The 23,532-nt window shown below is 65.1% G+C and carries 20 protein-coding genes; 2 read left to right on the forward strand and 18 right to left on the reverse strand.

The genetic code is table 11. The features are described from left to right. Positions 1-5 precede the first annotated feature (5 nt). The 17 genes from ACZBJS_RS10670 to ACZBJS_RS10750 form a co-directional block, all read right to left on the reverse strand. The gene (locus ACZBJS_RS10670) at positions 6-1,031 is read right to left on the reverse strand and encodes a SphA family protein (protein WP_316396292.1); all 1,026 of its coding nucleotides are present in this window, start codon (positions 1,029-1,031) and stop codon (positions 6-8) included. Between the two features lie 49 nt (positions 1,032-1,080). Then, the gene (locus ACZBJS_RS10675; protein WP_316396291.1) at positions 1,081-2,100 is read right to left on the reverse strand and encodes a DUF1254 domain-containing protein; all 1,020 of its coding nucleotides are present in this window, start codon (positions 2,098-2,100) and stop codon (positions 1,081-1,083) included. Then, positions 2,097-3,560, reverse strand: a complete 1,464-nt coding sequence (locus ACZBJS_RS10680) for a DUF1254 domain-containing protein (RefSeq protein ID WP_316396290.1) — start codon at positions 3,558-3,560, stop codon at positions 2,097-2,099. Before ACZBJS_RS10680 ends, ACZBJS_RS10675 begins: the two co-directional genes overlap by 4 nt. Positions 3,561-3,601: 41 nt before the next feature. Further along, a complete protein-coding gene (locus ACZBJS_RS10685; protein WP_316396289.1) occupies positions 3,602-5,035 on the reverse strand; it encodes a DUF1254 domain-containing protein in 1,434 nt (477 codons plus the stop codon). Positions 5,036-5,050: 15 nt separating this feature from the next. Then, complete coding sequence (locus ACZBJS_RS10690) at positions 5,051-5,992, reverse strand: HlyD family secretion protein (RefSeq protein WP_316396288.1); 942 nt, start codon at positions 5,990-5,992, stop codon at positions 5,051-5,053. Beyond that, the gene (locus ACZBJS_RS10695; protein WP_057021056.1) at positions 5,992-6,234 is read right to left on the reverse strand and encodes a DUF3302 domain-containing protein; all 243 of its coding nucleotides are present in this window, start codon (positions 6,232-6,234) and stop codon (positions 5,992-5,994) included. Before ACZBJS_RS10695 ends, ACZBJS_RS10690 begins: the two co-directional genes overlap by 1 nt. Further along, on the reverse strand, positions 6,231-7,289 hold the full coding sequence (locus ACZBJS_RS10700; RefSeq protein ID WP_316396287.1) for an HAD family hydrolase: 1,059 nt from the start codon (positions 7,287-7,289) through the stop codon (positions 6,231-6,233). The genes ACZBJS_RS10695 and ACZBJS_RS10700 overlap by 4 nt, the downstream gene beginning before the upstream one ends. Then, the gene (locus tag ACZBJS_RS10705) at positions 7,286-8,680 is read right to left on the reverse strand and encodes a BatD family protein (protein ID WP_316396286.1); all 1,395 of its coding nucleotides are present in this window, start codon (positions 8,678-8,680) and stop codon (positions 7,286-7,288) included. The genes ACZBJS_RS10700 and ACZBJS_RS10705 overlap by 4 nt, the downstream gene beginning before the upstream one ends. Next, a complete protein-coding gene (locus ACZBJS_RS10710) occupies positions 8,677-10,197 on the reverse strand; it encodes a VWA domain-containing protein (protein ID WP_253638953.1) in 1,521 nt (506 codons plus the stop codon). The genes ACZBJS_RS10705 and ACZBJS_RS10710 overlap by 4 nt, the downstream gene beginning before the upstream one ends. Beyond that, positions 10,190-11,188, reverse strand: a complete 999-nt coding sequence (locus ACZBJS_RS10715) for a vWA domain-containing protein (RefSeq protein WP_316396285.1) — start codon at positions 11,186-11,188, stop codon at positions 10,190-10,192. Before ACZBJS_RS10715 ends, ACZBJS_RS10710 begins: the two co-directional genes overlap by 8 nt. Beyond that, a complete protein-coding gene (locus ACZBJS_RS10720) occupies positions 11,181-11,672 on the reverse strand; it encodes a DUF4381 domain-containing protein (protein WP_253638951.1) in 492 nt (163 codons plus the stop codon). The genes ACZBJS_RS10715 and ACZBJS_RS10720 overlap by 8 nt, the downstream gene beginning before the upstream one ends. Then, complete coding sequence (locus ACZBJS_RS10725; RefSeq protein WP_310881887.1) at positions 11,665-12,651, reverse strand: DUF58 domain-containing protein; 987 nt, start codon at positions 12,649-12,651, stop codon at positions 11,665-11,667. The genes ACZBJS_RS10720 and ACZBJS_RS10725 overlap by 8 nt, the downstream gene beginning before the upstream one ends. A gap of 8 nt (positions 12,652-12,659) precedes the next feature. Beyond that, positions 12,660-13,694, reverse strand: a complete 1,035-nt coding sequence (locus tag ACZBJS_RS10730; RefSeq protein WP_245311888.1) for an AAA family ATPase — start codon at positions 13,692-13,694, stop codon at positions 12,660-12,662. Between the two features lie 4 nt (positions 13,695-13,698). Further along, on the reverse strand, positions 13,699-16,233 hold the full coding sequence (locus tag ACZBJS_RS10735; RefSeq protein ID WP_316396284.1) for a fused MFS/spermidine synthase: 2,535 nt from the start codon (positions 16,231-16,233) through the stop codon (positions 13,699-13,701). A gap of 68 nt (positions 16,234-16,301) precedes the next feature. Continuing rightward, positions 16,302-17,945 carry an arylsulfatase gene (locus tag ACZBJS_RS10740; protein WP_141339640.1) on the reverse strand — a complete coding sequence of 548 codons (1,644 nt, stop codon included), beginning with the start codon at positions 17,943-17,945 and terminating at the stop codon, positions 16,302-16,304. A 2-nt stretch (positions 17,946-17,947) separates the two neighbouring features. Next, the gene (locus ACZBJS_RS10745) at positions 17,948-18,967 is read right to left on the reverse strand and encodes a formylglycine-generating enzyme family protein (RefSeq protein ID WP_316396283.1); all 1,020 of its coding nucleotides are present in this window, start codon (positions 18,965-18,967) and stop codon (positions 17,948-17,950) included. A 21-nt stretch (positions 18,968-18,988) separates the two neighbouring features. Beyond that, entirely contained in the window at positions 18,989-19,441 is a 453-nt protein-coding gene (locus ACZBJS_RS10750; RefSeq protein ID WP_316396282.1) for a hypothetical protein, read from the reverse strand. Between the two features lie 546 nt (positions 19,442-19,987). Here ACZBJS_RS10750 and ACZBJS_RS10755 point away from each other — a divergent pair. After that, a complete protein-coding gene (locus ACZBJS_RS10755; RefSeq protein WP_253638946.1) occupies positions 19,988-20,941 on the forward strand; it encodes an AraC family transcriptional regulator in 954 nt (317 codons plus the stop codon). Positions 20,942-21,070: 129 nt separating this feature from the next. Here ACZBJS_RS10755 and ACZBJS_RS10760 read toward each other — a convergent pair whose 3' ends face one another. After that, positions 21,071-21,940 (reverse strand): DUF2066 domain-containing protein, encoded by an 870-nt coding sequence (locus tag ACZBJS_RS10760; protein WP_316396281.1) that lies wholly within the window; start codon positions 21,938-21,940, stop codon positions 21,071-21,073. Between the two features lie 205 nt (positions 21,941-22,145). Between ACZBJS_RS10760 and ACZBJS_RS10765 the strand changes: the two genes are divergently transcribed. Beyond that, positions 22,146-23,159 (forward strand): zinc-dependent alcohol dehydrogenase family protein, encoded by a 1,014-nt coding sequence (locus tag ACZBJS_RS10765; RefSeq protein WP_316396280.1) that lies wholly within the window; start codon positions 22,146-22,148, stop codon positions 23,157-23,159. Positions 23,160-23,532: the final 373 nt, after the last annotated feature.

The following is a 23,532-nucleotide window of genomic DNA, read 5'->3' on the forward strand; positions in this document are numbered from 1 at the left end:
CTCCGCTAATATTTGCGCACGATCGGCTTCGTCGGTGTAGTAGCCGGCGCGGCCGGCGAGAGCTGGAACGTCACCCACGCCGTCCACCCTTCCGGCCGGTTCTCTGCGGCGAAATCCTTGTAGCCACGAAGGTTCAGATAGCCCTGATAGCCGTCGGCCACCGGGAAGATGAATCCGACCTGCGGGCCGATGCCGGCGACGCGTCCCTTGAAATCACCGAGCGTCGCGCCGGCACCGCTGTCTCCGGTGAGCTGCTGGAAATAGTAGCCGGCGACACCGACATGCACATTCTTGGCGACGAACTTCGAAAGTCCCCAGTCGACGTGAAAGTCGATGCCGTTCTGGTACTGCAGATCCTTGTTCATTCCGTTGTAGGTGACGCCCGCCAGCACCGAGAACTCCTGGCCGGTTTCCGGATTGAGATAGGTATAGGCGCCGCCGACATCGATCGCAGTGAATCCGAAGCTGAGATTGGCGAGGCGGCTGCTGTCATAGGTCCCGCTCGGGATGTTGCCGAAGATGTAGAACATCTCGTTGTTGACACCCTGATTCCATTTCAGCGTGCCCTGGTAGAAGACATCGGAGACCGTGTTGCGGTTGTCGGTTGCGACGCCCGAGACCGTATTGCCCCGCGGCCCCGTCAGCGTCGCGTCCACGCCGACGCCGATATTTCCCGGCGCGGTAAGGAAGGTTACGGCGGCCTGGCCTCCAAGCACCGACTGAGCCCAGGTGTAGGTGAATCCTTCCACGAGAACGTCGGCATGCGCATTGAGACCGGCGACGACCGATCCGGGCACCCGGTTGCCGATGACGAAATTCTTGCCCGCGTTGGCGCTTTGGTCGAGGTGGATGTAGATTGTCTCATAGGCCCAACCAGGCATGGCCGGCGCGGCGGTCAGGCTCGCGAACGCGCCGGGCAGCCAGAAGCTCACTCCACCCGCGTCGGCCAGCGCCGTTCGCGGCATTGCCGACAGCGCGAGCGCGCCGATGATGCCCAATGCGGCGCACCTGTGATTTCTGACCATCCTCATCCTGATCTCCCCACTTCATTCAGGCCATCCTAGCGGATTCGCACGCGCTTCAGTTAACCGCCTGCGCCTCCGGGAACTTCCATTTGCCGTTCAGGATTTCCGCCCGCGGACGGTAGAGCCGGACCGTGTAGTTCCAGCCCTTCATGGTCGGCAGGCAATTCGGGAGCTTGCCGTCGCAGCCGCCGAACTGGACCGCGACGGAGCCGTCCGGGCCCTTCGCGCCGGTGATATTGTTCAGCGTGTAGGCGTCGTAGGAATTCTTCTCGAAATATCCCTTGGCGTTGTAGACGCTGATCGACCAGAAGCCGTCGACCGGGACGTCGCGGACGGTCAGCTTGTAGACCGTCGTGCCATCATTCTTCGTAGGCGTGATGCTCAGATAGGTGGCGTCCTTGTCGGGATTGCCGCCCCAGCCGGCGGCCGTGCCGATCAGATGCCTGACAGGATCGACGTGCCCCTTGGGTCCGAAAGCATGCGCAAAGCCTCCGGTGTAATCATTGAGCGCAAGCAGCGCTTCGCGAATGGCTTTCTGGCTGGCGGGGTCCCAGTTCGGAAGTTCGAGCTTGCCGGTGCCTTTCTGGCTAACCTTGATCGCATCCTGCAGCGCGTGGACCTGTTCGAGATCCTTCGGATCGTTTGGATTGACGAGCGTCCGAATTCCGACCACCGCGTAGCGCGTGCCGACGTTGTCGCGCGTCAGCGTGCGCTTGCCGGCACCGTAATAGACCGCGGGCACATAATGATCCTCGCTGATCACCTGCAGTGCCATATAGCGCTTGCCAGGGTCCGGCATCGTGATCGTCACCGGCCCGGCGTCGAGGTCGAACACCCCTGATGTATAGAGCGTATCGCGGTTGAGCCGGATGACGGTCTGGTTGTCGATGCTGGCCGGCTCGCGGCGATGGTTGAGCATTCCGAGGCCGACCCCCTTGGCGAGATTGCCCAGATAGAGGTCGGACTCGGCACGGGCAAAATTGTCCACCGTGACGGGCACCGGCGATTGCGCGAGCGATGCACTTTGGCCCACGAGGCAAAGGACACCACCAAAGAGGAAGTTCCGCAGCATCATTTCGTGCTCCCGGTGGTGACGGTCTTCACCTCTGTGAAGTCGCCCGGCTTCCAGCTCTTGTCGAAGGCCGCTGCTTCCGGCCCATAGATGCGAATATAGGCAAACCAACCCTTGCCGGGCTGTGTCTTGATCCAGTGCGCCTCGTGGCCCGTGGGCGCGTCAGGGCCGAAATAGAGCTGCGCCGGTGCGCTGCCCTTGATGTCCTTCAGTTCGAACATCGAGCGCAGCGCGCCGCGATCCTGATCGGTCTGCACCTGCGATCGCGTCGCCGTGTCATAGACGGTGACCGACCAGAACAGTTTGCCGGGCACCGGCTGCGGCATGCTCAGCGTGTAGTTCTTGCCGCCATCGAGGAAGGCGCCGTTGTTGTCACGCACACTCATCCAGTAGAGCGAACGAGCGCCCGCCGTGCGGCGGAACATCGCCGGTGAGGTGACGATCGCCTGCGCGAACCAGCGGTCGCGCGCCTCGAGATCCATGCCGGCCGGCGTCTCGAATTGCGCGCTGCCCGGCGTCAGGCCGACCCACTCCCATTTGCGATCCGGCCAGTTGATACGATCGGGCCGTGCGCTGTCGAAGGCCGACACCAGCATCTGGTCGCGCCCAGCCTTGGCCGCACGCGCGAGGATGTCGGTCATGCGCGCGTCGGGCGCGAACGGCTTGCCCTTCTCGATACCAAGTTCGGACAGCAGCCCATACATCGGCAGGAACGACGGAACGATCGGCTCCTCGTCGACGATCCGCTTGAGCACCTGCCAGAACTGACCGTTGTCCTCCCAACGCAGCGAGGAACTGTCCAGCTTCTCCTTGCTCGTATCGACGATCGCAAGATTGGCGTTGCTGCCGAGCGGATGGACCTTCAAGGCGCGCAACGCGTCCATCGCCTTATCGACGTCGCCGCCGACTGGCAGCGCCCGCACAGCGAGAAGGTTCTTATAGGTTTTCGAGCGGCCGACGTAGTAGCCCTCCGGGACCTTGCCCTTGTAGTCGGGAGGAAGCACGAGGTGCTTGCCGCCCTTGCCGGCATCGGGACCAGGCAGGCCGAGGTCCTGCACCCAGCCCTGGTTATGGTCGTTGACCAGGCCGATATAAGCGCCGGGCGGCAGCTCGATGACGTAGGGCCCCTTGGACAGGTCGAGCGTAGCAGAACCATACGGGGTATCGGAGTTCAGCGTGAAGCCGACCTGGCGCGGCCCGGTCGCGGCGATTCCCATCTTCTCGCCGTCCTTGATGCCGACCTCACGGTTGCCGTTGAAGATGCCTTCGACCGACACGGTCGGATACCAGAACCGATAGGCGGTGATCGCCCGCTGGAAGTCGGCGTCATCGCGTGCGCGCCTGGTCGTATCCGCCGTCGGATAGCCGCGCTCGAACGCGTAAGGCGCTTGGGTTTGCGCCGACGCCGGGATAACGCAAACGAGCCCAATGGCGGCGGTGGCGAGCAAGAGACGGACCTTCATCACGCAACTCCCTGTTGTACCGATAACTGATTCCCGGCGCTTCATTTCGTTGAACCGCCTGTTGTGGTGGCGATCCGCTCGACGTCGGGCAGCTTCCACACCTTGTCGAAAAACTCCTTCTTTGGCGCGTAGAAGCGCGCCATCAGCTCGAACTTGCGCGCGGGGTCGGTCGGCAGCCAGTTCGTCTCCTGCCCGGCCGGAGCCGCCGGCCCGATATAGATGTCGACTGAGCCATCCGGGTTCTTCTTCAGGTCGGGGATTTGCGAGGACCGGCTGGCCCGAGCGACGTTCTTGATCAACGCATGGGTCGCGCGATCGTAGGCGGTCACCGACCAGTATTGTTCGACCGGAACATTGGCCGGGACGTTGAGGCGGTATGTCTTGCTGCCGTCGAAGGCATCGCCCGCCTTGTCGCGGATCGAGATCGCATAGAACTGACCGGCGCCCAGGCGCTTGATGCCGATATAGGCGTAGCTGTAGGCGAGAGCGCGGCTGTCGGTCGGGTACGCGTTCGGATCGGCGAACCCGTCGGAGTAGGCCTTGACGACGTCCGGCGGCGCCGGGAATGTCCAGCGGCTGGTCTCGGAGAAAAACGGCGGCAGGCCGGCGTCGTATTTCGCCGCCAGCCAGGCACCCGCCTCCTTCGCCGCCGACGCAAGCACCGTCTTCATCGCCTCGGACGGAGCGAACGGCCTTCCCTTCTCGATGCCGATCGACTTGAGGCTATCGATCATCACCCGATCCCGGTCGATCCACGGCTCGTCCTGTACGATCCGGTTCAGATGCTCGAAGAAAGCCGCATCGTAGCGAATGGTGGAATCGAAATCGGTGTCCTTCACGTCGCTGAACACCGTCGCCGGCGGGCTGGCCGCCTGCGCCAGGGAATAGACCTTCATGCGCTTGCCGTAGGCGATCGCGGCCTGGACGTCGGCATCGCCGTGGCTCTTGAGGTTGGAGCGCAGAAGCATGTAGCCGCCGAACGTGTCGGACTGCAGCGCGATGTAGCCGTCGGGCTTCGGGCCGTTGTAACCCGGCGGCAGAATCAGGAACTTGCCGCCGGCACCCTTGTCGACGCCGAGCAGGCCCGCATCCTCGAGCGGCATCTGCCAGACCGTGACGATATTGCCGTTGAATGATCCGTTCGCATCGCCAGGCGGGAGATCGAGCACGATCGGACCATTCCGCGTGTCGAAGAACGTCATAAAGTACAGCGCGTCCGGATTCGGCGTCAGCGTCTGGTTGTGCCAATCAAGCGGACGCCCCCAATAGATCACCTGCCCCACCTTGCCCGGCGTCCTAGTCAGCATCTCCTGCCGCATCAGATCGGTGTTGACCGCGGGAATGCCCCAGATCACGGCCTCGACAGCACGGCGTTCGATCAGGCGGCGATTCAGATCATCGCTGGACGGCGTTTGGGCATACGCCGATGCAGTCGACATCATCAGCGCAAGTCCTGCGGCGATCAATGGCTTCATGACAATCTCCATCACTCAAAACGGATTCACATAATTGACGATCGCGAGCTGCCGCAGGATCACGCGGCGCACGACATGGGTCGGCTTCAGATGGTCGGTGTAGATCGCCGCCGTTCCGGTCGAGCCGGCCGGCAGGCGGTTGGCGAACGCGGCATCGTCGAGCCTGACCCGCACGACGAAGGGCACCGCCTCGATCGCCTTCGGCGCAACGGCCGTGCCCGAGGTCGTGACCTGGCCGGTCGCGATCGCCTGCAGCACGCTTTCGACCTTCCCTGAGTAGATCTGCCCGGGCGCGAACTTGAAGGTCACCTCGACCTCCTGCCCGGGCGCAACGTAGCGCGCGTCGATCTGGTTGATCTCGACACCGATGATGGTGTTCGAGGTATCGATGAACGCCATCACCGGCGACAGCGGCAGGTTCGACACCCGCGCGCCCTTGCGCAGCGCGAGGTTGGTGACATAGCCGTCGGCCGGCGCCCGCACCAGTGTCTTGTCGCTGTTCCACTGTGCGGCCTCGAGCTGGCCGCTGAGCTGGTCGACCTCGGACTGCCGCTGCTCGACGTCGAAGCCGCGCCCGGCGTCGCGTTCGTAAAGCGTCGTCATCTGCGCAAGCCGCGTCTTCGACAGCTTGAGCTGCGCCGTGATCGCCTTGACCTGCGCGTCATAGGGCGTCGGATCGATCTTGAACAGAACGTCGCCGGCCTTCAGCGGCACGTTGGCGACGACGGGCACCTCGGTCACCTCGCCCGCGACGTCCGGCACGATCGACACCGCGTTGCGCACGACCAGCGCCGAGCCCTGCGGCGCGCCCCAGCCCATCGGCACCAGCAGGCCGAACAGCAGCAGAACCAGCACGATGAAGGGAGACGCCTTCCAGAACAGGTTGAAGCGCACGATCTTGAAATGCACCAAGAGGAACAGCAGCACCAGATAGACGTTGAAGATCGCGACACCCATCACGCATCTCCCGCCCGGCGCGGCGCCGGCACATCGACATAGGCCCAGATGAACGCGATCGGCCACAGCGCAAAGCCGCAGATCAAGGTGATCCAGCCGGCGACCATCACGGCCTGCGCATAGGGGTGATTGCGCGATTTCGCGATGTGCCCGGGCAGCCAGCCGGCGATGCAGAACACGCCGATCGCGCTCGCGACTAGGATGACGAGCACGATCCAGGCGAAGATGTCGTAGCCGCTCATGGCTTCGCCTCCGTCGCGGCGCCGGCCGCGGTCAGGGGCGGAAAGACCTCCTTCCAGTCCTGCTTCATGTCGACCACGGTCCAGCCACCCGCGCTGGCGGCATCCAGCGCCTTGTCGAGCTTGCCGATCCTGGATTGCCGGTCGTAGGCATATTCACGAACCGCATCCGTGTGGTGCACGATGCCGGCGAAGCGCGCGCCCGACCCCGCCACGGTCCATTGCAGCATTTGCAGGTCGCCATCCGAGTTGCCGAACGCAAAGATCGGGCGGCGGCCGATGAACCGGTTGATGCCGACCGGCTTGCCCGGGCCGTCATCGATGAACTCGACCTTGGCTTCTTTCATCAGCACGGGCTTGCCGTCGGCGCCGATCTGGAATTTCACCACGCCGGACGAGCCGACCACCTGCTCCGGCGGGATGCCGTAGACCCGCTCCATCCACGGCCGCATGAATTCGACGCCGCCGCCGGATACGACAAAGGTCTTGAAGCCGTTGGCCCTGAGATAGGCCAGTAGCTCCAGCATCGGCTGGTAGACCAGGCTGTCATACGGCCGGTTGAAGCGCGGATGCCTGGCGGTCGCGAGCCAATCGCGCACCAGATTTGCGAACGCATCGGTGGTCATGCCGGCATGCGTCGCCATCACGATCTGCAAGAGGCCCTTCTCGCCGCTCGCGGCCAGCGCCTTGGTGTCCTTCTCGATAAGCGCCTTGAAGGGTTGCCGCGTCTTCCAGTCCGGATGCTCCGGCGCCATTGCCTTGACGCGGTCGAACGCGAAGGCGAGCTGGAAGTAGAACGGCTGCTCGGTCCACAGCGTGCCGTCATTGTCGAACGTCGCGATCCGCTCGGCCGGCGGAACGAAGTCGCGCCCGCCCTGTGTCGTGACGCGCGCGACGAAATCGACGATCGCCGATTTCGCCGCGCCGTCTTTCCAGGACGGTAAGGGATCGACCTGGCTCAGCGCGCACGCCGGCGCCAGCGCGCTGAGCGGCAGGGCGATCAACGCGATCAGCAGCAATCTCTTCGAGACGGCAAAGGCACCAACATCGCGGCTCATCTCGCAGGCCTCCTCTGCCGGTTGAGCGACAGCACACGATCGTCAACCGGATTGAGTTGTCCCGGCGCCCTGTGCCTTGCGGCGCGCGCCGTCTCGTGTCGTATGCTGCGCCGGGCACCGCCGATGTGGCGCAGCAGCCGGTGCGGTGACCAGCGCGCCGCGCCGGCAGACGGCGCGAACAGCTCGCGCTCGACCGCGCCGATCTCGTCATCGAGCGCGGCATCATGGGCGACGGCCTTGAACGCCTCGACCGTATGCTGCGGCGCGACCGGCTCGAACCGCTGCAGCCAGTCGAGCAGCGCGAAGTAGACCGCCTTGGCATCGCCACGGCGCGCGGCGCGCCGCAGCTCGCTGAAGGCGAACGCTTCCGAGCGGAGATAGGCCTCGCGACGCCGGCGAAGACGCGCCGCGATCGCCCGCACCATCCGCGGCATCAGCCAGCCGAGCCCGGCAAGCGCCAGGAGCACGAGCGCGATCGACAGCCAGTGGTCGGCGACGACATCGCGCAGCGCGCCCCATGACCGGCGCGGGCCGGAGGTGCCGACGGAGGACGCAGCGCCGGCTGCGGGGTTCGCCTCCACGTGCAGCGTTACCGGGTCGAGATGTGCCACATCGATGCTTTGCGCGCCGGTGTTCCACCAACGCAGGTCGATCGGCGGCAGCACATAGTCGCCGGCCTTCTCGAGCATGTAGACGCCGCTGTCGGTGCGCGCCGAGGACAGCACATCGGTGCGCCCGTCGGTCTTGTCCTGGAGCGACGGCTGCGCAGGATAGAGCTTGAGCCCGTCGAACGTGGTGAACTTCACCGGCGGCAGCAGCATCGCGGGAATGCCTTCGGCCTTGACGGTGACGGTCCGCGTCACGGCGTCCCCGGTCTTGAGCTGATCCGACGAACGGTTGACGGTCTGCTCGATCGACAGATTGCGCGCGGCCAGGAACGGCTGCAGGGCGGAGGCCGCGTCCGGGATGAAGGCCTCAAATGCGATCGGCGGCAGCGCGAGCGTGGCCTCGCGCGTCGCCGGCGGCTCGGCGGCGTATTTGATGGTGATCGCCTGGCCGGCGATCGCGTAGCTGCCCGGCTCCTGCGGATGGATGGCGAATTCGAACCGGACGCCGGCATAGGTGAGGTCGTCCCGCTGCTCGTTTTCATTGATGCTCCGCAACTGACGGGTCACGGCATTGCGGACCTGGAAGTCGGGCAGCTCGGGTGGCGCCGTCATGTAGTTCGGCGCCAGCACGTCGATCCGCAGCGTGGCCGCCTGCCCCACCACGACGCGCGGCGGATCGATCGTCACCCGCAAGATCGGCTCCGGCGCGGTTTGCTGGGCGAGCGCCGCGCAGGGTATGAGCAGTCCGATCATCAGGGCTACGGCGGCGAGCGGGTGCCTCATGGCTTCGTCCCCGCCGGCCGCGTCGCGTCCTGGATCGCAAATTTCAGCTTGAGGAAGTCAGCCGGCGTGGTCTGGACCTGACGCATCCAGGCTTCGGCGGCGCCGGCCGTGGTGAGATCCGTCGGCTTCACCTCGATCCGCTTGCCGCCCTTCTGGGTCGGGTCGACCCGCATCTCGTCGGCCTTCTCGTCCGGCGGCGCGCTGTCGTCCTGCTCCTGCTTCTTCCGCTTCTCCTCTTTCGCCTTCAGCGCCGCCACCACGATGGCACGGTTGGTCTTCGCGGCGACATGGCCGGGCGCGATCTTCAGAACCTCGTCATAGGCGGCGATCGCCTTCTCATAGGCGTGGTTCTGCGCCTGGGCGTTAGCCAGCGCAAAGCGTCCCTCGAGCGTCTCGACATGCGCGAATTCCTGCGCAGCCGTCAGGAAGTCGAACGCACGATAGGCGGCGATGCCGCGCCACATCGGATCGGAGAAGCGCTTGGCCGCGGTCGCATAGTCACCGCGATCGAACGCGATGCGTCCTTGCTGATCCGGCGTCAGCCACAGATCGGCAAAACGGCGCGGCTCCTCCGCCCTCGCGGATGACACGTGCGACAGACAGACGAAGGCGACAACCCAGGCCACCGTGGTGCCGCGCCGGAACCAGAGCAGGCTGAGCAGTGCAATCGGCAGCAGCAGCCAAAAGCCCTCATCGCGCCATTGCGTACCGAACGCGTCACCCTGCGCGGCCTGATAGCGGGTTTCGATCCGGCGCTCGAGCGCCGCGATGTCGGCGTCGTCGATGCTGACCTGGACGACGTCCGAACCGAGCGCGAACCTTTCGCCCTTGTTCGGCGTGACGCTCAGCTTGACCAGGCCGTTCCGTCCGGCGGCCTGGCGAACCGCTCCCTCCTCGTCGCCACCGTCGTCGGCGACAAGCAGGATCGTGCCGGGAACGGTTTCGGTCGCGAGCGCTTCTGCGGCGAGCGCCACCGCCGCGACGGCGTTCTTCCCGGGCGACGGCATTAGGCCCGGGGCAAGCGCGGCGAGAAAGGGTTCGATGACGGCGCGATCGTCGGTCAGCGGCATCACCAGATGCGCGGTGCCCGCATAGGCGATCAGCCCCGTGCGCGCGCCGGCGCGCGCCGCAAGCAGATCCCTGATCTTCTGCTTGGCGCGTTCGAGCCGCGTCGGCGCGACGTCGCTCTGCTCCATCGTTGCATCGAGCGACAGCGCGATCATCAGCGGCGCCTTGTCCTCGACGAAGGGCGGCAGCTCACGCCGCCAGGTCGGGCCGGACAACGCGACGATGCCGAGCGACAGCGCGGCGGCGACCAGATAAAGCGGGCTGACGCCGCGTCCCGTCCCCGGTTGCACGATGAGATGGTTGAGCAGATGCGGCGCGATCACCCCGCCCCATTGCGCTAGCGGGCTCTGCCGCCACCGCACCCATGCGAAGACGGCAGCGACGGGAATCAGCGCGAGCAGCCACAGCGGCCGCAGCAGATGGAAGGGAATCGCGGCCGCGTCATGCATGGCCGGGTGCTCCCCTTCGTCCCAGCCCGCTTTCCAGCGAAAGGCCGAGCCACAGCAGCAGCGACAGCACCACGGCGGCGCCGAGCGGCCACTGGAACAGCGGCTGCTTCGGCCGCCATGACAGCGTATCGAGCTTGGCCGGCGCGAGACGGTCGATGTCCGCGTAGATCGCCTGCAACTGCGCACCGTCCTCGGCACGGTAGAAATGGCCGCCGGTCGTGGCGGCGACCGACCGCAGGACGCCGAGATCGACGCGGTTCTCGCCGGTCGCGGCCGGATCGCCGACGCCGATCGTGTCGATCACGAGGCCGTTCTGGTGCGCGATGTCGGCGGCATGCTCCGGAGGGACGCGGCTCGCCGTATCGTTGCCATCGGTGAGCAGGACGAGAAGCTTTTGTCGCGCCTTGCTTGTCTCGAAGGTCTTGATCGCAAGCCCGATGGTGTCGCCGATCGCAGTCTGCTGTCCGGCCATGCCGACCTCGATCTGCGCCAACAGCGCGGTCGCGGTCTGCAGATCCTGCGTGAACGGTACTTGCACATAGGGCCTGGTGCCGAACAGCACCAGCGCGACGCGGTCGCCGTGCCGATGCGCGATGAAATCCGCGACCACGCGCTTGACGCCGTCGAGCCGCGTCAAGGTCGCGCCATCGCTGCCGCGGAAGTCGCGCTGGTCCATCGAGCCGGAGATATCGATCGCGAGCATCAGATCGCGCGCCGAAACCTCGCGCGTGACGGGATCACCGACCCATTGCGGCCGCGCCAGCGCCGCGACGACGAGCGCCCAGATCAATGCGGCCGTCACCATCTGGATGCGCCGCCGCTGCAGCACGACGGCGCCGCGCTGCGGGGTCTGTCCGGTTGCCGCCGCAAGGCGGTCGAAGAACGGCACCATCACGGACGCCTGCCGCGCGCGATACGGCGGCAGCAGCCACCACACCAGGATCGGCAGCGGCAGGAGCGCGAGCATCCAGGGCCATGCGAACTCAAACATGGTGCCCCCTGATCCAGCGCCGCACCAGATCCTGCAGCGCCATTAGATCGGCGGCATCCGCCGTCGTCCGCCTGTACGGCGCGGTCGCGAGCTGCCGTCCCGCGCCTTGCGAGAATTCGTTCCCGCCATAGCTACGGTCGAGGAACGCAAGCCAGCCCGCGCCGGCAAGTGGCGCGACGGTTTCGCGCGGAAAGGCATCGAGCGCGGTCTGCCGCACCAGCAGCGCAAGACTCGCGGCCATTCCCTCCGGGACGCCGCCTTGTGTCTGCAGCAGCCGGTCAAGCTCCGCGAGCGCCGCGCGCCGATAGCGGTTGGCGCGGAAACGCCGCAGCAGGCGCCACGTCGCAACAACAACGCCTGCGGCAACCAGCACGATCACGATCCGCGACGCCCATGTCGCCGGAAGCAGGCTCACCGACGGGGGCAGCGGGATATCGATCAGGCCCGCGACGGGATCCACAATGACGGGTTGGGGATCAGCCAAGAGCCGCCTCCGCTCGGGCGTGACCGCCACCGCGTCCGTGCCGGGCCGGCAGCCCGCCCAGGAGACGCCGGATTTGCGGCGCCGTTTCCTCGGCTGTGCTCAGCGGCAGCACCGGAATGCCAAGCTCGCGCGTCCACGCGAATACGCCGCGCAGCCGCTCCTGCGACGCCTGCGCGATACTCTTGCGGACGCTCTCGCGGCCGACTTCGAGCTGAATCTGCAGCTCGCCATCGGTGACGGTCATCCGGCTCGAGGCAGGCAAATCGCTTTGCAAGGGATCGTGGACCAGCACCGCGACCACGTTGTTATGCCGGGCGATCGCCCCGATCATCCGGCGCGTCGCGGAATCGGCGCCATCGAAATCGCTGATCAGGATCACCGTGGCGTCGTGCATCGTCCGCCGCTCGGCATGCTCGAGCGCCCGGTTGAGCATACCTGACGCCGGGACGATGCCGCGGCCGACGCCGAGCGCCTGATTCTGCGCGACGATGGTGGACAATATCTGCAACACCGTCGCCCGACTGCGCCGCGCCGCCAGTTCGACGACATCGCTGTCATTGAACACGATCGCGCCGATCCGGTCGCCGACGCCGAGCACACGCCAGGCGCCGATCGCGGCGGTCTCGGCCGCGGTGACCGACTTCATGGCGCGCCGGCTGCCGAAGAACATCGACAGCCGCTGATCGACCACGAGCAGGGCCTGACGGTCGCGCTCCTCGTTGAAGACGCGCACATGCGGCTTCTGCAGCCGCGCCGTGACCTTCCAGTCGATCTCGCGGACATCGTCACCCGGGCGATAGTCCCTGATCTCCTCGAAGTTCAGCCCGCGGCCGCGCATGCGCGAGGCGAACCGGCCCGACAGCAGACTATGCACCGGCTGGCGCGGCAGGAACGAAACCCTGCGATCCCTGAATTCGAGCGCAATCAGGTCGTCGAGACTGACGTAGACACCGGGCGTTCTGGCTGATGTCTCCGTCATCATGGCCCTCACGCTGCAGCGACAAGCTCGGTGATTTTGTCGATCACCTGGTCGGGGCTGATGCCCTGCGATACGGCCTCGTAGCTCAGGATCAGCCGGTGCCGCAGGCAGTCGTGGATGACGGCGCGGATGTGGTCGGGCGTGACGAAATCCTGCCCGTCGAGCCATGCGCGCGCCCGCGCGCAGCGGTCGATGGCAAGGCTGCCGCGCGGGCTGGCGCCGATCTGGATCCATTTACTCAGGGGTTCGCCGTAGCGGCCGGGAAACCGCGTCGCATAGATCAGGTCGACGATATATTTCTGTGCGAGGTCGGAGACGAAAATGCCATCGAGCTCGCCGCGCGCATCGAGGATCGCCTGCTGCGGCACCGGCGGCGGCTCGGCAGCTCCGGCTTCCGGTTTCCGCGCATTCTCGGCGCGATTGAGCTTGATGATCTCGCCTTCGGTCGCCTCGTCGGGATAGGTGATCACGACATGCATCAGGAAGCGGTCGAGCTGCGCCTCGGGAAGCGGATAGGTGCCCTCCTGCTCGATCGGATTCTCGGTGGCGAGCACCATGAACAGGTCTGGCATCTTGTAGGTCTTGCCGGCAACGGTGACCTGACGTTCTTCCATCGCTTCCAGCAGCGCCGACTGCACCTTGGCCGGCGCGCGGTTGATCTCGTCCGCGAGCACGAGGTTGGCGAAGATCGGCCCCTTCTGGAACTGGAACTGGCCGCCCTTCTCGGTCTGCAGGTAGATCTCCGCGCCGGTCACGTCCGACGGCAGCAGATCCGGCGTGAACTGCACGCGCGACAGGTCCGCGGCAAGATTCTTCGCCAGCGTCTTCACCGCCCGCGTCTTTGCTAGTCCCGGCAGGCTTTCGATCAGAAGGTTGCCGTTGGCCAGCAACCCGATCAGCATGCTCTCGACCAGATGATCCTGCCCGAGCACCGACTTGCCGATGCGCGCCTTGAGATCGAGCACGGCCTCGCGCGCCGCGGAGTCCTTGGCAGTTCGCCGCGCCGGGGCGGCCGCTAACTGTGTTGCGGCGTGATCTGACATTGCACTACGGCTCCTTGGACCCCGTAAACCACCTGTAATAGGGGTTCCGTCTCGCCGCTTGGCTGAGGCTCGCCATCTCGCGCGCGTAAGCCTGCCGGTTGCCCGCATAGGCGCTGAGGCCGGCACGATAGAACGCATCAAGGTCTCGCCTTTCGCTCAGCAGCGAGGCGGTGAATTGCTCGTCCGCTCCCTTGAGCGGCGGTTCGCTACGGTACTGCCAGATGTGCGAAATCGTCCGGCTGAACTCGTCCGGACGAACCCATGTCGCGTATTCGATCCGCGGCCTGTCGTCCGTCACCGCCGGCGCGTCCGCCGCGTAGCGCACGAGCCCGTCGCGGTCGGTGATCCAGGTTGCGATCAGCGCCGCGACCGAGTTGACGCCGACCGCGGAAAGCGCCGCAGACGTCTCGGGCTGATTGAATCTCGCGCTGATGCGCTCCGCATCCAACTGAATCGGACGACGCGACCCGACAAGCAACATTTCATGCAGCTCCGATGTCCACAGAGACGCGTACGGAAACACATCGATGAAGCTGCGAACCAGTGCGCGCGTGTCCTCGTCGTTCTGCGTTGGCAGCGGCAACCACTGCGCGACAATCCCGTCGTCGTTCAGTCGCGACGAAGCCAGACGATAAAAATCGCGAGAATAGAGATTGACGACGCCCACCGCCGATGGCGGCGGCGGCTCCAGCGTGATCAGGTCGTAGGTCTGGCTCTCGCGCTGCAGGAGGCGACGGCCGTCGCCCAAGCGCTTCTCCAATCCCGGGTCGGACGCGGCGTTGAAGGTGCCGTCGAATATCGGAGCCGCACGAAGGACCGCCGGGAGCAGCTCACCCACCACCCTCCTGTCGAGAGCAGGGAATTGCGAGAGAGCGCCGGCCGTGATGCCCGTGCCGTAGCCGATCACCAGGGCTGATTTCGGCTCGCCATTGTGAATGATGAGAGGCAGGAGCGCTTGCAGCCGCATGTAGCGCAGCGACGGCATGGCGTCGCCGGAATTGGATACGCCCTGGATATAGAGCCGGCGGAAGCGGCCGGTGTTGACCACCGCAACCGTCCCACCCGGGCTCTCTTCATAGAACATGATTTTTCCCGACCGCGCTGCCGGAAGCAATTGGGCAAATCGGTCGGACGGCGTGGCGACCGCAGCGACGATGCAGGCCGCGCCGACCGCGACTGCCAGTCCAACACCGGTGCGGCTCGAACGACCGCCCCAGCAGGCAATGACACCCAGCAGGCCGGCGCCGATTGCGAGCAATGCAAGGGTGTGGACAAGCCCGAGCCAGGGCAGAAGCACGAAGCCGGTGAGAAGCGCGCCGCCTACACCGCCCAGGGTATTGACCGCCACGACGGCGCCAACGTCCTGCCCGATGTGCGCATCCCGCACCACCAGACGCAGCGCCACCGGAAAGGCCGCCCCGAGCAGCAAGGTCGGCACGAATACGATGCAGAACGCTGCCACCGCGAAGCGGGCGCACATGCCGGCGAACTGGTTTTCGGTAAGGCGGAGCACGAACGCCTCGGTCGCCGTCTGCGCGACCACGAGCCAATGGCCCAGTGCCGCGATCTCGATCAAGGCCAGGAACCCGGCGGCCGCGATCAGAAGGCCAAAGACACTCCAGGGATCGCGGATCCGGTCGATCACGCGCGCAACGATCGCGGCACCCGCCGCAAGTCCCGCGAGGTACGTCGCAAGCACCACGGAAAACGCGAAACTGCGCGTACTCATGAACTGAACGATGGACTGGGACCAGATGACCTCATAGCCGAGGGCAATTGCGCCGGCGGCGGCGTAGAGGGCGACGGCCAATCCGACCCGACGCGGTTGATGCGCCGCCGCGCGGCCGGCAGGCTTGATCCTCGCCGACGCCAGGGGAATCCGGCCGAGCACCGTTGCCCCCGCCGCCGCGAGGACATTGAGGGTCGCCGCCGCGATCGAGGTCCCTTGCACCCCGAACAGCGGAATGAGGACAAACATCGGCAGCAGAGCGCCAAGAATCGCGCCGGCGGTGTTGGCGGCGTATAGCCGGCCACCGACGCGGCCGGCATCGCCGGAATTCTGCAGCACCGCGCGCACAAGGACCGGCAGCGTTCCACCCATCAGAAGCGGGGCGATGCCGACCAGAACGAACACCATGGCCCATGCGAGCAGGCCGCTCGCGCTCTCGATCGCCACGAAGACCGGCGCGATATTCGCCAGGATCAATGTGGTGGCGACGCCGGTTATGCCGATGCCGATCTCGATCGCGATGTAGAGTTTCGCCGGCTGGCTGGCGCGGTCAGCCCTTCCACCAAAGATCAGGCCGCCCAACGCCAGGCCGGTAAAGAAGGCGCTCACGGCGGTCGTGATGGCGTAGACATCAGCGCCGACCACGAGCGAGAGCTGCTTGATCCAGATCACCTGGTAGATCAGGCCGGCGGCACCCGAGACGAACGCCAGCGCCGCTGCGACGAGCCTCCGGCTCGCGCCGGCGTCCAGATTCTTTCGGTGTGCTCGGGTCGCGGTCGATGCAGACCCTATGCTCGATCGAGCATCCATCCGCTTGTCCCCTTGGATACAGTGCGAGACAGGCCGATACCACTGGCCTGTCTCGCAGGGCCTCGCGACTATTCGAGACCACGCTTCTTGAACGATTCATCGACCTTCTTGTCGACCGCACGACGAATCTGGTCGATGCTGAAGCTCGCAATCCGCTGGCTTGGCGGATATTCAACAAGGGTCTGCAGGAACGCTGCCGCCTTGATTTGTGCCTGAGCGATCATGTACGCGTTCTCTACCCGCCATTGATCGTACATGCTGCCCGATATCTCCGCGTGCTCGTACGGATCCATGCGCAGATTGAATATCTTTGGCACGCGCAAAGGCGTGAACGGGTGGGCCCAGACGTCGAACTGGCCGGGCTGATCCTGCCGTTCAAAGGTATGTTTCCAATCGCCGTTTCGCATCGCAACGAGATCACCGTCGTCGTTGAAGTAGTAGAACTCGTTGCGTGCGCTCTTGTCGGCCTTGCCCGTGATGTAGTCGAGCTGGTTGAACCCGTCGAGGTGATTGCGGAAGGTGGTCGAGCCGCCTTGCGGCTGCCAGCCGGTGAGCAGGCGATCCTTCACCCCGGGATCGCCGGCGGCGGCAAGGAGCGTCGGGAACCAGTCGAGACCTGACACGATTCCGTTGGCAACCTCGCCTGCCTTGACGTGGCCGGGCCAACGGATCATCGCCGGCACACGGAACGCGCCTTCCCAATTGGTGTCCTTCTCCGACCGGAAGGGCGTCGTCGCTGCATCCGGCCAGGTGAACGCGTTCGGGCCGTTGTCCGTGCTGAAGACGACGATCGTGTTGTCTGCGATCTTCAGGTCATCGAGCGTCTTGAGCAGCTTTCCGACGTTCATGTCCATCTCGACCATGCCGTCAGCGTATTCATTGCCCGGCATGCCGCTTTGCCCGCGCATCGAAGCACGAACGTGGGTAAAGATGTGCATGCGAGTGAAGTTCATCCAGGTAAAGAACGGCCTGTTGGCCTTTGCCTGTCGCGTGACGAAATCGATCGCAGCACCTGTAGTCTCGTCATCGACTGTCTCCATCCGCTTCCTGGTAAGCGGGCCGGTATCCTCGATCTTGCCGTCGGCGGAAGCTTTGAGGACGCCACGCGGCGAATAGGCTTTGACGAAAGCTGCGTCGTCCTTCGGCCAGTATGGCCGCTCGGGCTCTTCTTCGGCGTTAAGATGATAAAGATTGCCGAAAAACTCATCGAAGCCGTGATTAGTCGGCAGGTATTCATCACGATCGCCGAGATGGTTCTTGCCGAACTGACCTGTGGCGTAGCCGAGAGGCTTCAGGGCCTGCGCGATAGTTATGTCGCCCTTCTGCAAGCCGACCGGTGCTCCCGGAATACCGACCTTGCAGAGGCCGGTCCGCAGGCAGACCTGTCCGGTGATGAAGGTGGAGCGGCCGGCGGTGCAGCTATTCTCGGCATAATAGTCGGTGAAGATCATGCCTTCATTGGCAATGCGGTCAATGTTCGGTGTTTTGTAACCGACCAGCCCGCGGGTATAGGCGCTGATGTTGGACTGGCCGACATCGTCGCCGAAGATCACGAGAATATTCGGCTTGGCCGCGTTCGGCTGCTGCGCTGACGCGGGAGACCCGGCAAATGGCGCCAGGCTTGTCGCGACCAACGCCGCCGCGAACAAGCCACGAAGCAGCCCTCCGCGACTACCGGACTGCCTGGCAACGATATTGCTCTCATCGCTCATTCTTACGCTCCTTGCTTGTCGAAAGGTTTTTGCGACGGTTGAGAATCGGGTCGGCGCACCACGCAGCGAAAGCCGACATGGCTGGTCGACGTATCGACCGGTTCGGCATGCCGTGCGGCGGGGCGATAGCGGCGGCAATAGTTCGGGGCACAGAGATGCGAGCCGCCCTTCAGCACCTTCCGCGGAATCTTGATCGCGGGCTGGGCGGGGTCGTAGCTCGCCTCCTCGCGACCGCCGCGCGGATTCTGCGGGATGCAGCAGGGTTTCGCGGCGTCGGCCTCATGACGGGCGGACCACCAGTCGGCGGTCCACTCCCAGACATTGCCGATCATGTCGTGGACGCCGTAGCCATTGGGCGGAAACGCGGTCACCGGCGAGGTCCGGTCGAAGCCGTCCTCGCAGAGGTTCTGAATCGGGAAATTGCCCTGCCAGGTATTGGCCATGTGCTTGCCGCCGGGCGTCAAGGCGTTGCCCCAGGCGAACTCCTCGGCCTCGAGCCCGCCGCGCGCCGCGAACTCCCACTCGGCTTCGGTCGGAAGCTCCTTGCCGGCCCATTTGGCGTAGGCGAGCGCATCGGCATAGGCGACGTGGACCACCGGATGGCTGCCGAGCACGTTGATGTTGCTGCGCGGGCCGTAGGGGCGGCGCCAGTTCGCGCCCTTCATCAAGGTCCACCATTGGCTCCAGTCGCGCAGGGTGGTGACGCGGCGCGGCGGCTGAAACACCAGCGAGCCGGCGTAGAGCATATGCGGCAGCGCACCCGGATATTGCGCAGGATCCGGCGGTCGCTCGGCGACCGTGATGTGCCCGGTCTCCCGCACGAATTCGCGGAATTGAGCGTTGGTCACCGGGGTGCGGTCGATCCAGAAGCCGTCGACCGAGGCGCGATGCGCCGGCGCCTCCTCGGGATAGTGATGGTCGGAGCCCATGCGGAACGTGCCGCCGGGAATCCAGACCATGTCGTCGGTCTGGACGGGGTCGTCACGCTCTCGTTCAGTGGAGGCGATCTCTACCCGGGACATGGCGATGCACCTCTTTGGGCATTACCGCGAGCAGTAGTCCCAGAAGCCCTGTGTTCGAGACGGGTCGGTGTAGTACCAGCACATGCCCGCTGCCGGTGCCGGTCCCGCCCAGGCGGCTGCGCTCGCCGCGCTGACGAACCCGATCGCTGCGCCGGCCGCGACCGCGCCCCCGACCGGCCAGCCGTACCAGCCGGGCCGCGCCCAACCTACCGGCCGCGGTCCGACCCAGCGCGTGCGGCCGCCGTGCCAGCCGGGGCGAACGCCCGGCCCCACCACCGTCCGGCTCCGGTAAGCTACCGCACCGCCGCGCGGTCCGACGGCAACGCCGCCCCGGCGCGCGACAGCGCGCACCTGCACAACGTTGCCGCTGCCTTCCTGCTGTGTGATGATCGGCAGTGAAGCGGAAGAGCCGATGCTGACCGCCGACGCGGGGCCTGCTTGCGCGACGATCGCGGCTGCTCCGACGAGCGCCAAACGGAAAATCCTGTTGAAGATCGTAGCCTTACGATCTCGGTGACCGAACGTCGTGCATGATTGCGTCGTGCCTGAGTGCATTGTCGCGCCCTTCCATTTTTCTGTGCTGCACTTTTCGGCAGCGTTGATCCGTCAGGTCTTCTTCCCTTTCTCCTCCGTTGCCAATCCATGTGCACACTTGCATGCACAGTGCTCTTCATCGTGCCTCGTTCCACTGGACGTTGTCACGAGCGAATTCTGCTGTCAGTTCAAACGATAGCGAAACGCACTATACAAGTGATGTGCACTTTGTGCCAATCTCAACCCCGAGGCGTGCAGGCTTAACGAAAGATGCTCCAATTCGATCAATCCGATCCGGTCGGCCTTATTGCTTTCTCGGAAAAACAAGCGAAAATCCGCACGTTTGCAAATCCGCATCACGATCTCGCCATGCGAATCAAACCAATTTAGGCACATTGTCGCGGGGCACACTTTTTGTACCGACTTGCACCGACTTCAAGCATTTGGTTTTAGTAGATTAATCGCGCTGCAGTTGTGAACGTGGATATGGGCCAACACCTGACGGTTAGCACCGGCGAGCTTGACGGCTTCGAGGGTCTTTACGATGCCGTCAAAGGCTCGCATGTCGATGTCATGCAGCTTGAGCGCGGCAAGTTGCGCGGCACATTGTCTCACGTCGGGATCGGTGATTTTTCGCTCAGCATCGGCGCATTCAATGTCGGGGTCCGCACCCAGCGCATCTCGACCGATCCCAAGCTGATCATCGGGATGCTGCTGAACGCGACCGACCGTGTCACGCATTGGGCGTTCGACATGCAGCCGGCCGATGTGCTGGTGATTCCGCCGTCGGTCGAGCATGACGGGGTCTTTCACAGCGCTTCGTCCTACGCGGCCATCCGCTTCGACCTCGCCGATCTGCCCGACATATTCGGCGGCGAGCCGCGGCTCGCCGACGCCGAAACCTGGCAGGCGAAGAACCACTTTCGCGCCGACCCCACGATCGGCATGGGCGCGGCGGACAAACTGCCACGGATCGTCGCGCACCTTGCGCGCTATCCGGACGCCTTGACGGACGCGTCGGCCGCCTTCTGGAAGCGCGCGATCATCGACTGCGTGACCGCGACCGTCGTGACCTCGCTGCCGCCCGACGGAACGAGCTATCTGCCGTCGGCGATGCGCCTGGTGCGCCATGTCGAGGACTATCTGCACGCCGCGGGCACGCGCCCGGTCCATGTCTCGGAAATCTGCACCGAGCTTCGGCTGTCGCGACGCAGCCTGCACCGCGCCTTCCACGAGGTGTTCGGGGTCGGCCCGGTAACATTCCTGCGCTACAAGCGGCTCTGCATGATCCGTTCGATCTTGCGCGAAAGCACCCCGGACCAGACCACCGTCTCCAAGGTTGCGATCGAACAGGGCTTCATCGAGCTCGGGCGCTTCTCGCAATATTACCGCACGATGTTCGGGGAATATCCGTCGCAGACGCTTGGCTACGCCGGGTAGAGCGTTTTCGAGCGAAGTGGATACCGGTTCGCGTGAAGAAAACGCGTCAAAATGAGAATCTAGAGCCCCGTTCCGATTCAATCGGAACGGAAAGGGCTCTAGCGCGATCCAGCCGCTGCGCGCGCAAGCTCATTTCGATCGCCCCGGATCGCCATTGCCCGACAGCACCTGCGCGGCGCCGCCGATGCCGCGGCGGAAGGCTTCATCGAAGGTGACGCCGCGAAACTGCCATTTGTAATCCTTGTCGTGCCAGGCCATCCGCCATTGCGTGGCCCAGCCGAGATCCTTGTCGTCCCAGACTAGCCGACCGAGCAGGGTGGCCTCGCCGCCTTGCGGCGCGACGATCGAACTCAGCTTCGCCGGCGGCGTCTTCAACAGTTCGGCAGCGGTGAGGTTGGCGCTCGTCAATGCCGCTGTATCGGGCAGCACGAAGCGCATGCCGCGTTTTCCGGCCGCAGCCGCAAGCGCGTCGCGTTGCAGGTCGGACTGCGTCCCGTCGGATGTGACGACGTAGTCCTTCGGGCCGTGCTGCATCTCGGCGAAGACGCCGAGCACCGGTCGCTGCGACCGCCACGGCTTGAGACCGAGCCTGGCGAGAATGCCGTCGATCTTCTTCTCGTCGAAATTCACCGTCAGGTCGTAGGGCCGGTCGCGGGTGCCCTGCTCGTCATGATGCGGCTTGCCGGCATATTGATCGTGATAGTCGAAACTGCTGACGACCGCCTTGGCCTTCGATTTGTACGCGGCAAGCCGGTGGTCGCCTGCCAGCATTGGCTGACCGGAAACCTTGATCAGGACGTCCTCCAGACACGCCCCGAAGCCTACGATGCGGTTCGGCTCGCCCTGGCCGGTGACGACGGTTTGCGCGCGGTAGAGGCTGTCGTCTGCTGCGGCCATCGCACCACCGCAAGCGATCCATGCAGCGGCAAGCAGCACGCGAACCGCGCCGCGTGCGAGCATGCCGATCAGATCTCGCTTCGTCTCAAGCAAGGCAGCCATGGTCACCCTCCGCTCGGTCACTTCATTGACGGCTCAGATTGGCGGTATTTCCCGGTCGCGCGCCAGCGCGTTCGGGCATGAGCGCCATTCCATCAACCCCACTGCGCGCTATGGCCACGCGCGGCAGGCATGACATATGCTCGGAGCATGCGCGGCAGCGCCGCGAGCGCTGCCCAACACAAGAGCACCGAGCAGGAGACGTTCCGTGAGATGCTATGAGTTGCAAGGCCCCGGCGGCGTCGACGCGCTGGCGCTGGTCGACAAGCCGGTTCCGCAAGCCGGACCCGGCGAAGTCCTGGTGCGGCTGAAGGCGGCGACGCTGAACTATCGCGACCTGCTCACGGTCAAGGGCGGTTACGGCTCGCGCCAGAAATTTCCGCTGGTGCCGGTCTCCGACGGCGCCGGCGTGGTCGAGGCGGTCGGCGCCGGCGTCAAGAGCTTCGCACCCGGCGATCGCGTGATCGGCAGCTTCTTCGAAAGCTGGCTCGCCGGCGAGCCAAGCGAGGCGCGGATGCGCGCGGCGCTCGGCGGCAGCGTCGACGGCGTGCTGACCGAGTACCGGGTCTTCCCCGCGCATGCGCTGGTGCGCACGCCGGATCATCTGAACGACATCGAGGCCGCGGCACTGCCATGCGCCGGCCTCACGGCGTGGAGCGCGGTGGTCAAGCTCGGCGACCTCAAGCCGGGGCAGACGGTGCTGACCCAGGGCACCGGCGGCGTCTCGCTGTTCGCGCTGCAATTCGCCAAGATGTGCGGCGCCCGCGTCATCGCGACATCCTCCAGCGACGCCAAAATCGCGCGGCTGAAGCAGCTCGGCGCCGATGTCACGCTCAACTACAAGTCCACGCCCGATTGGGGCAAGAAGGCGCGCGAGCTCACCGGACGCGGTGTCGATCTCGTCGTCGAGGTCGGCGGCGTCGGCACGCTGAACGAGTCGATCCGCGCCACCAGGATCGGCGGCACCATTGCCTTCATCGGCGTGCTCGCGGGTCCCGCCTCCTCCGACACGCGGCTGCCGCTGATGGTGATGCAGCAGCAGCGGTTGCAAGGCGTCACCGTCGGCTCGATCGAGGATCTGCAGGCGCTGTGCGACGGCATCAGCCTGCACGGCGTCAAGCCTGTCATTGACAAGGTGTTCGCGTTCGACCAGGCCAAGGCAGCGTTCGCCCACATGGCGAGCGGCGCGCATTTCGGCAAGATCGCGATTGCGATCGGCTAGCACGCGCACGATCAAGGCCTGGAGCATCCTGAGATTGCGCCGAACAGCGACGGCGCTGCGCTCCCTCGCCCCGTTCTTACGGGGAGAGGGTTGGGGTGAGGGGCTGCCTCCGCATATGTCTGGTGATAGCTGTATTCGCGGAGACTCCCCCTCACCCGGAACGCATCGAACGATGCGTTCCGACCTCTCCCCGCACGCGCAGCACGCGGGGCGAGGTGAAGCGGAGCCGCCGCTCGATTTAGGTAAGCTCATCCCGCTCTAGTCTTACTGTGTCATAAGTGGATCGGCGGGTCGCGCCCTTTGATGAGCCGGATGCAGCAAGGACACCTTTGCATGCGGCCGAGGAGCGCGACGCTCAAGCGGCGTCGCATTG

It is taken from the genome of Bradyrhizobium sp. KZN70725, assembly GCF_055264925.1.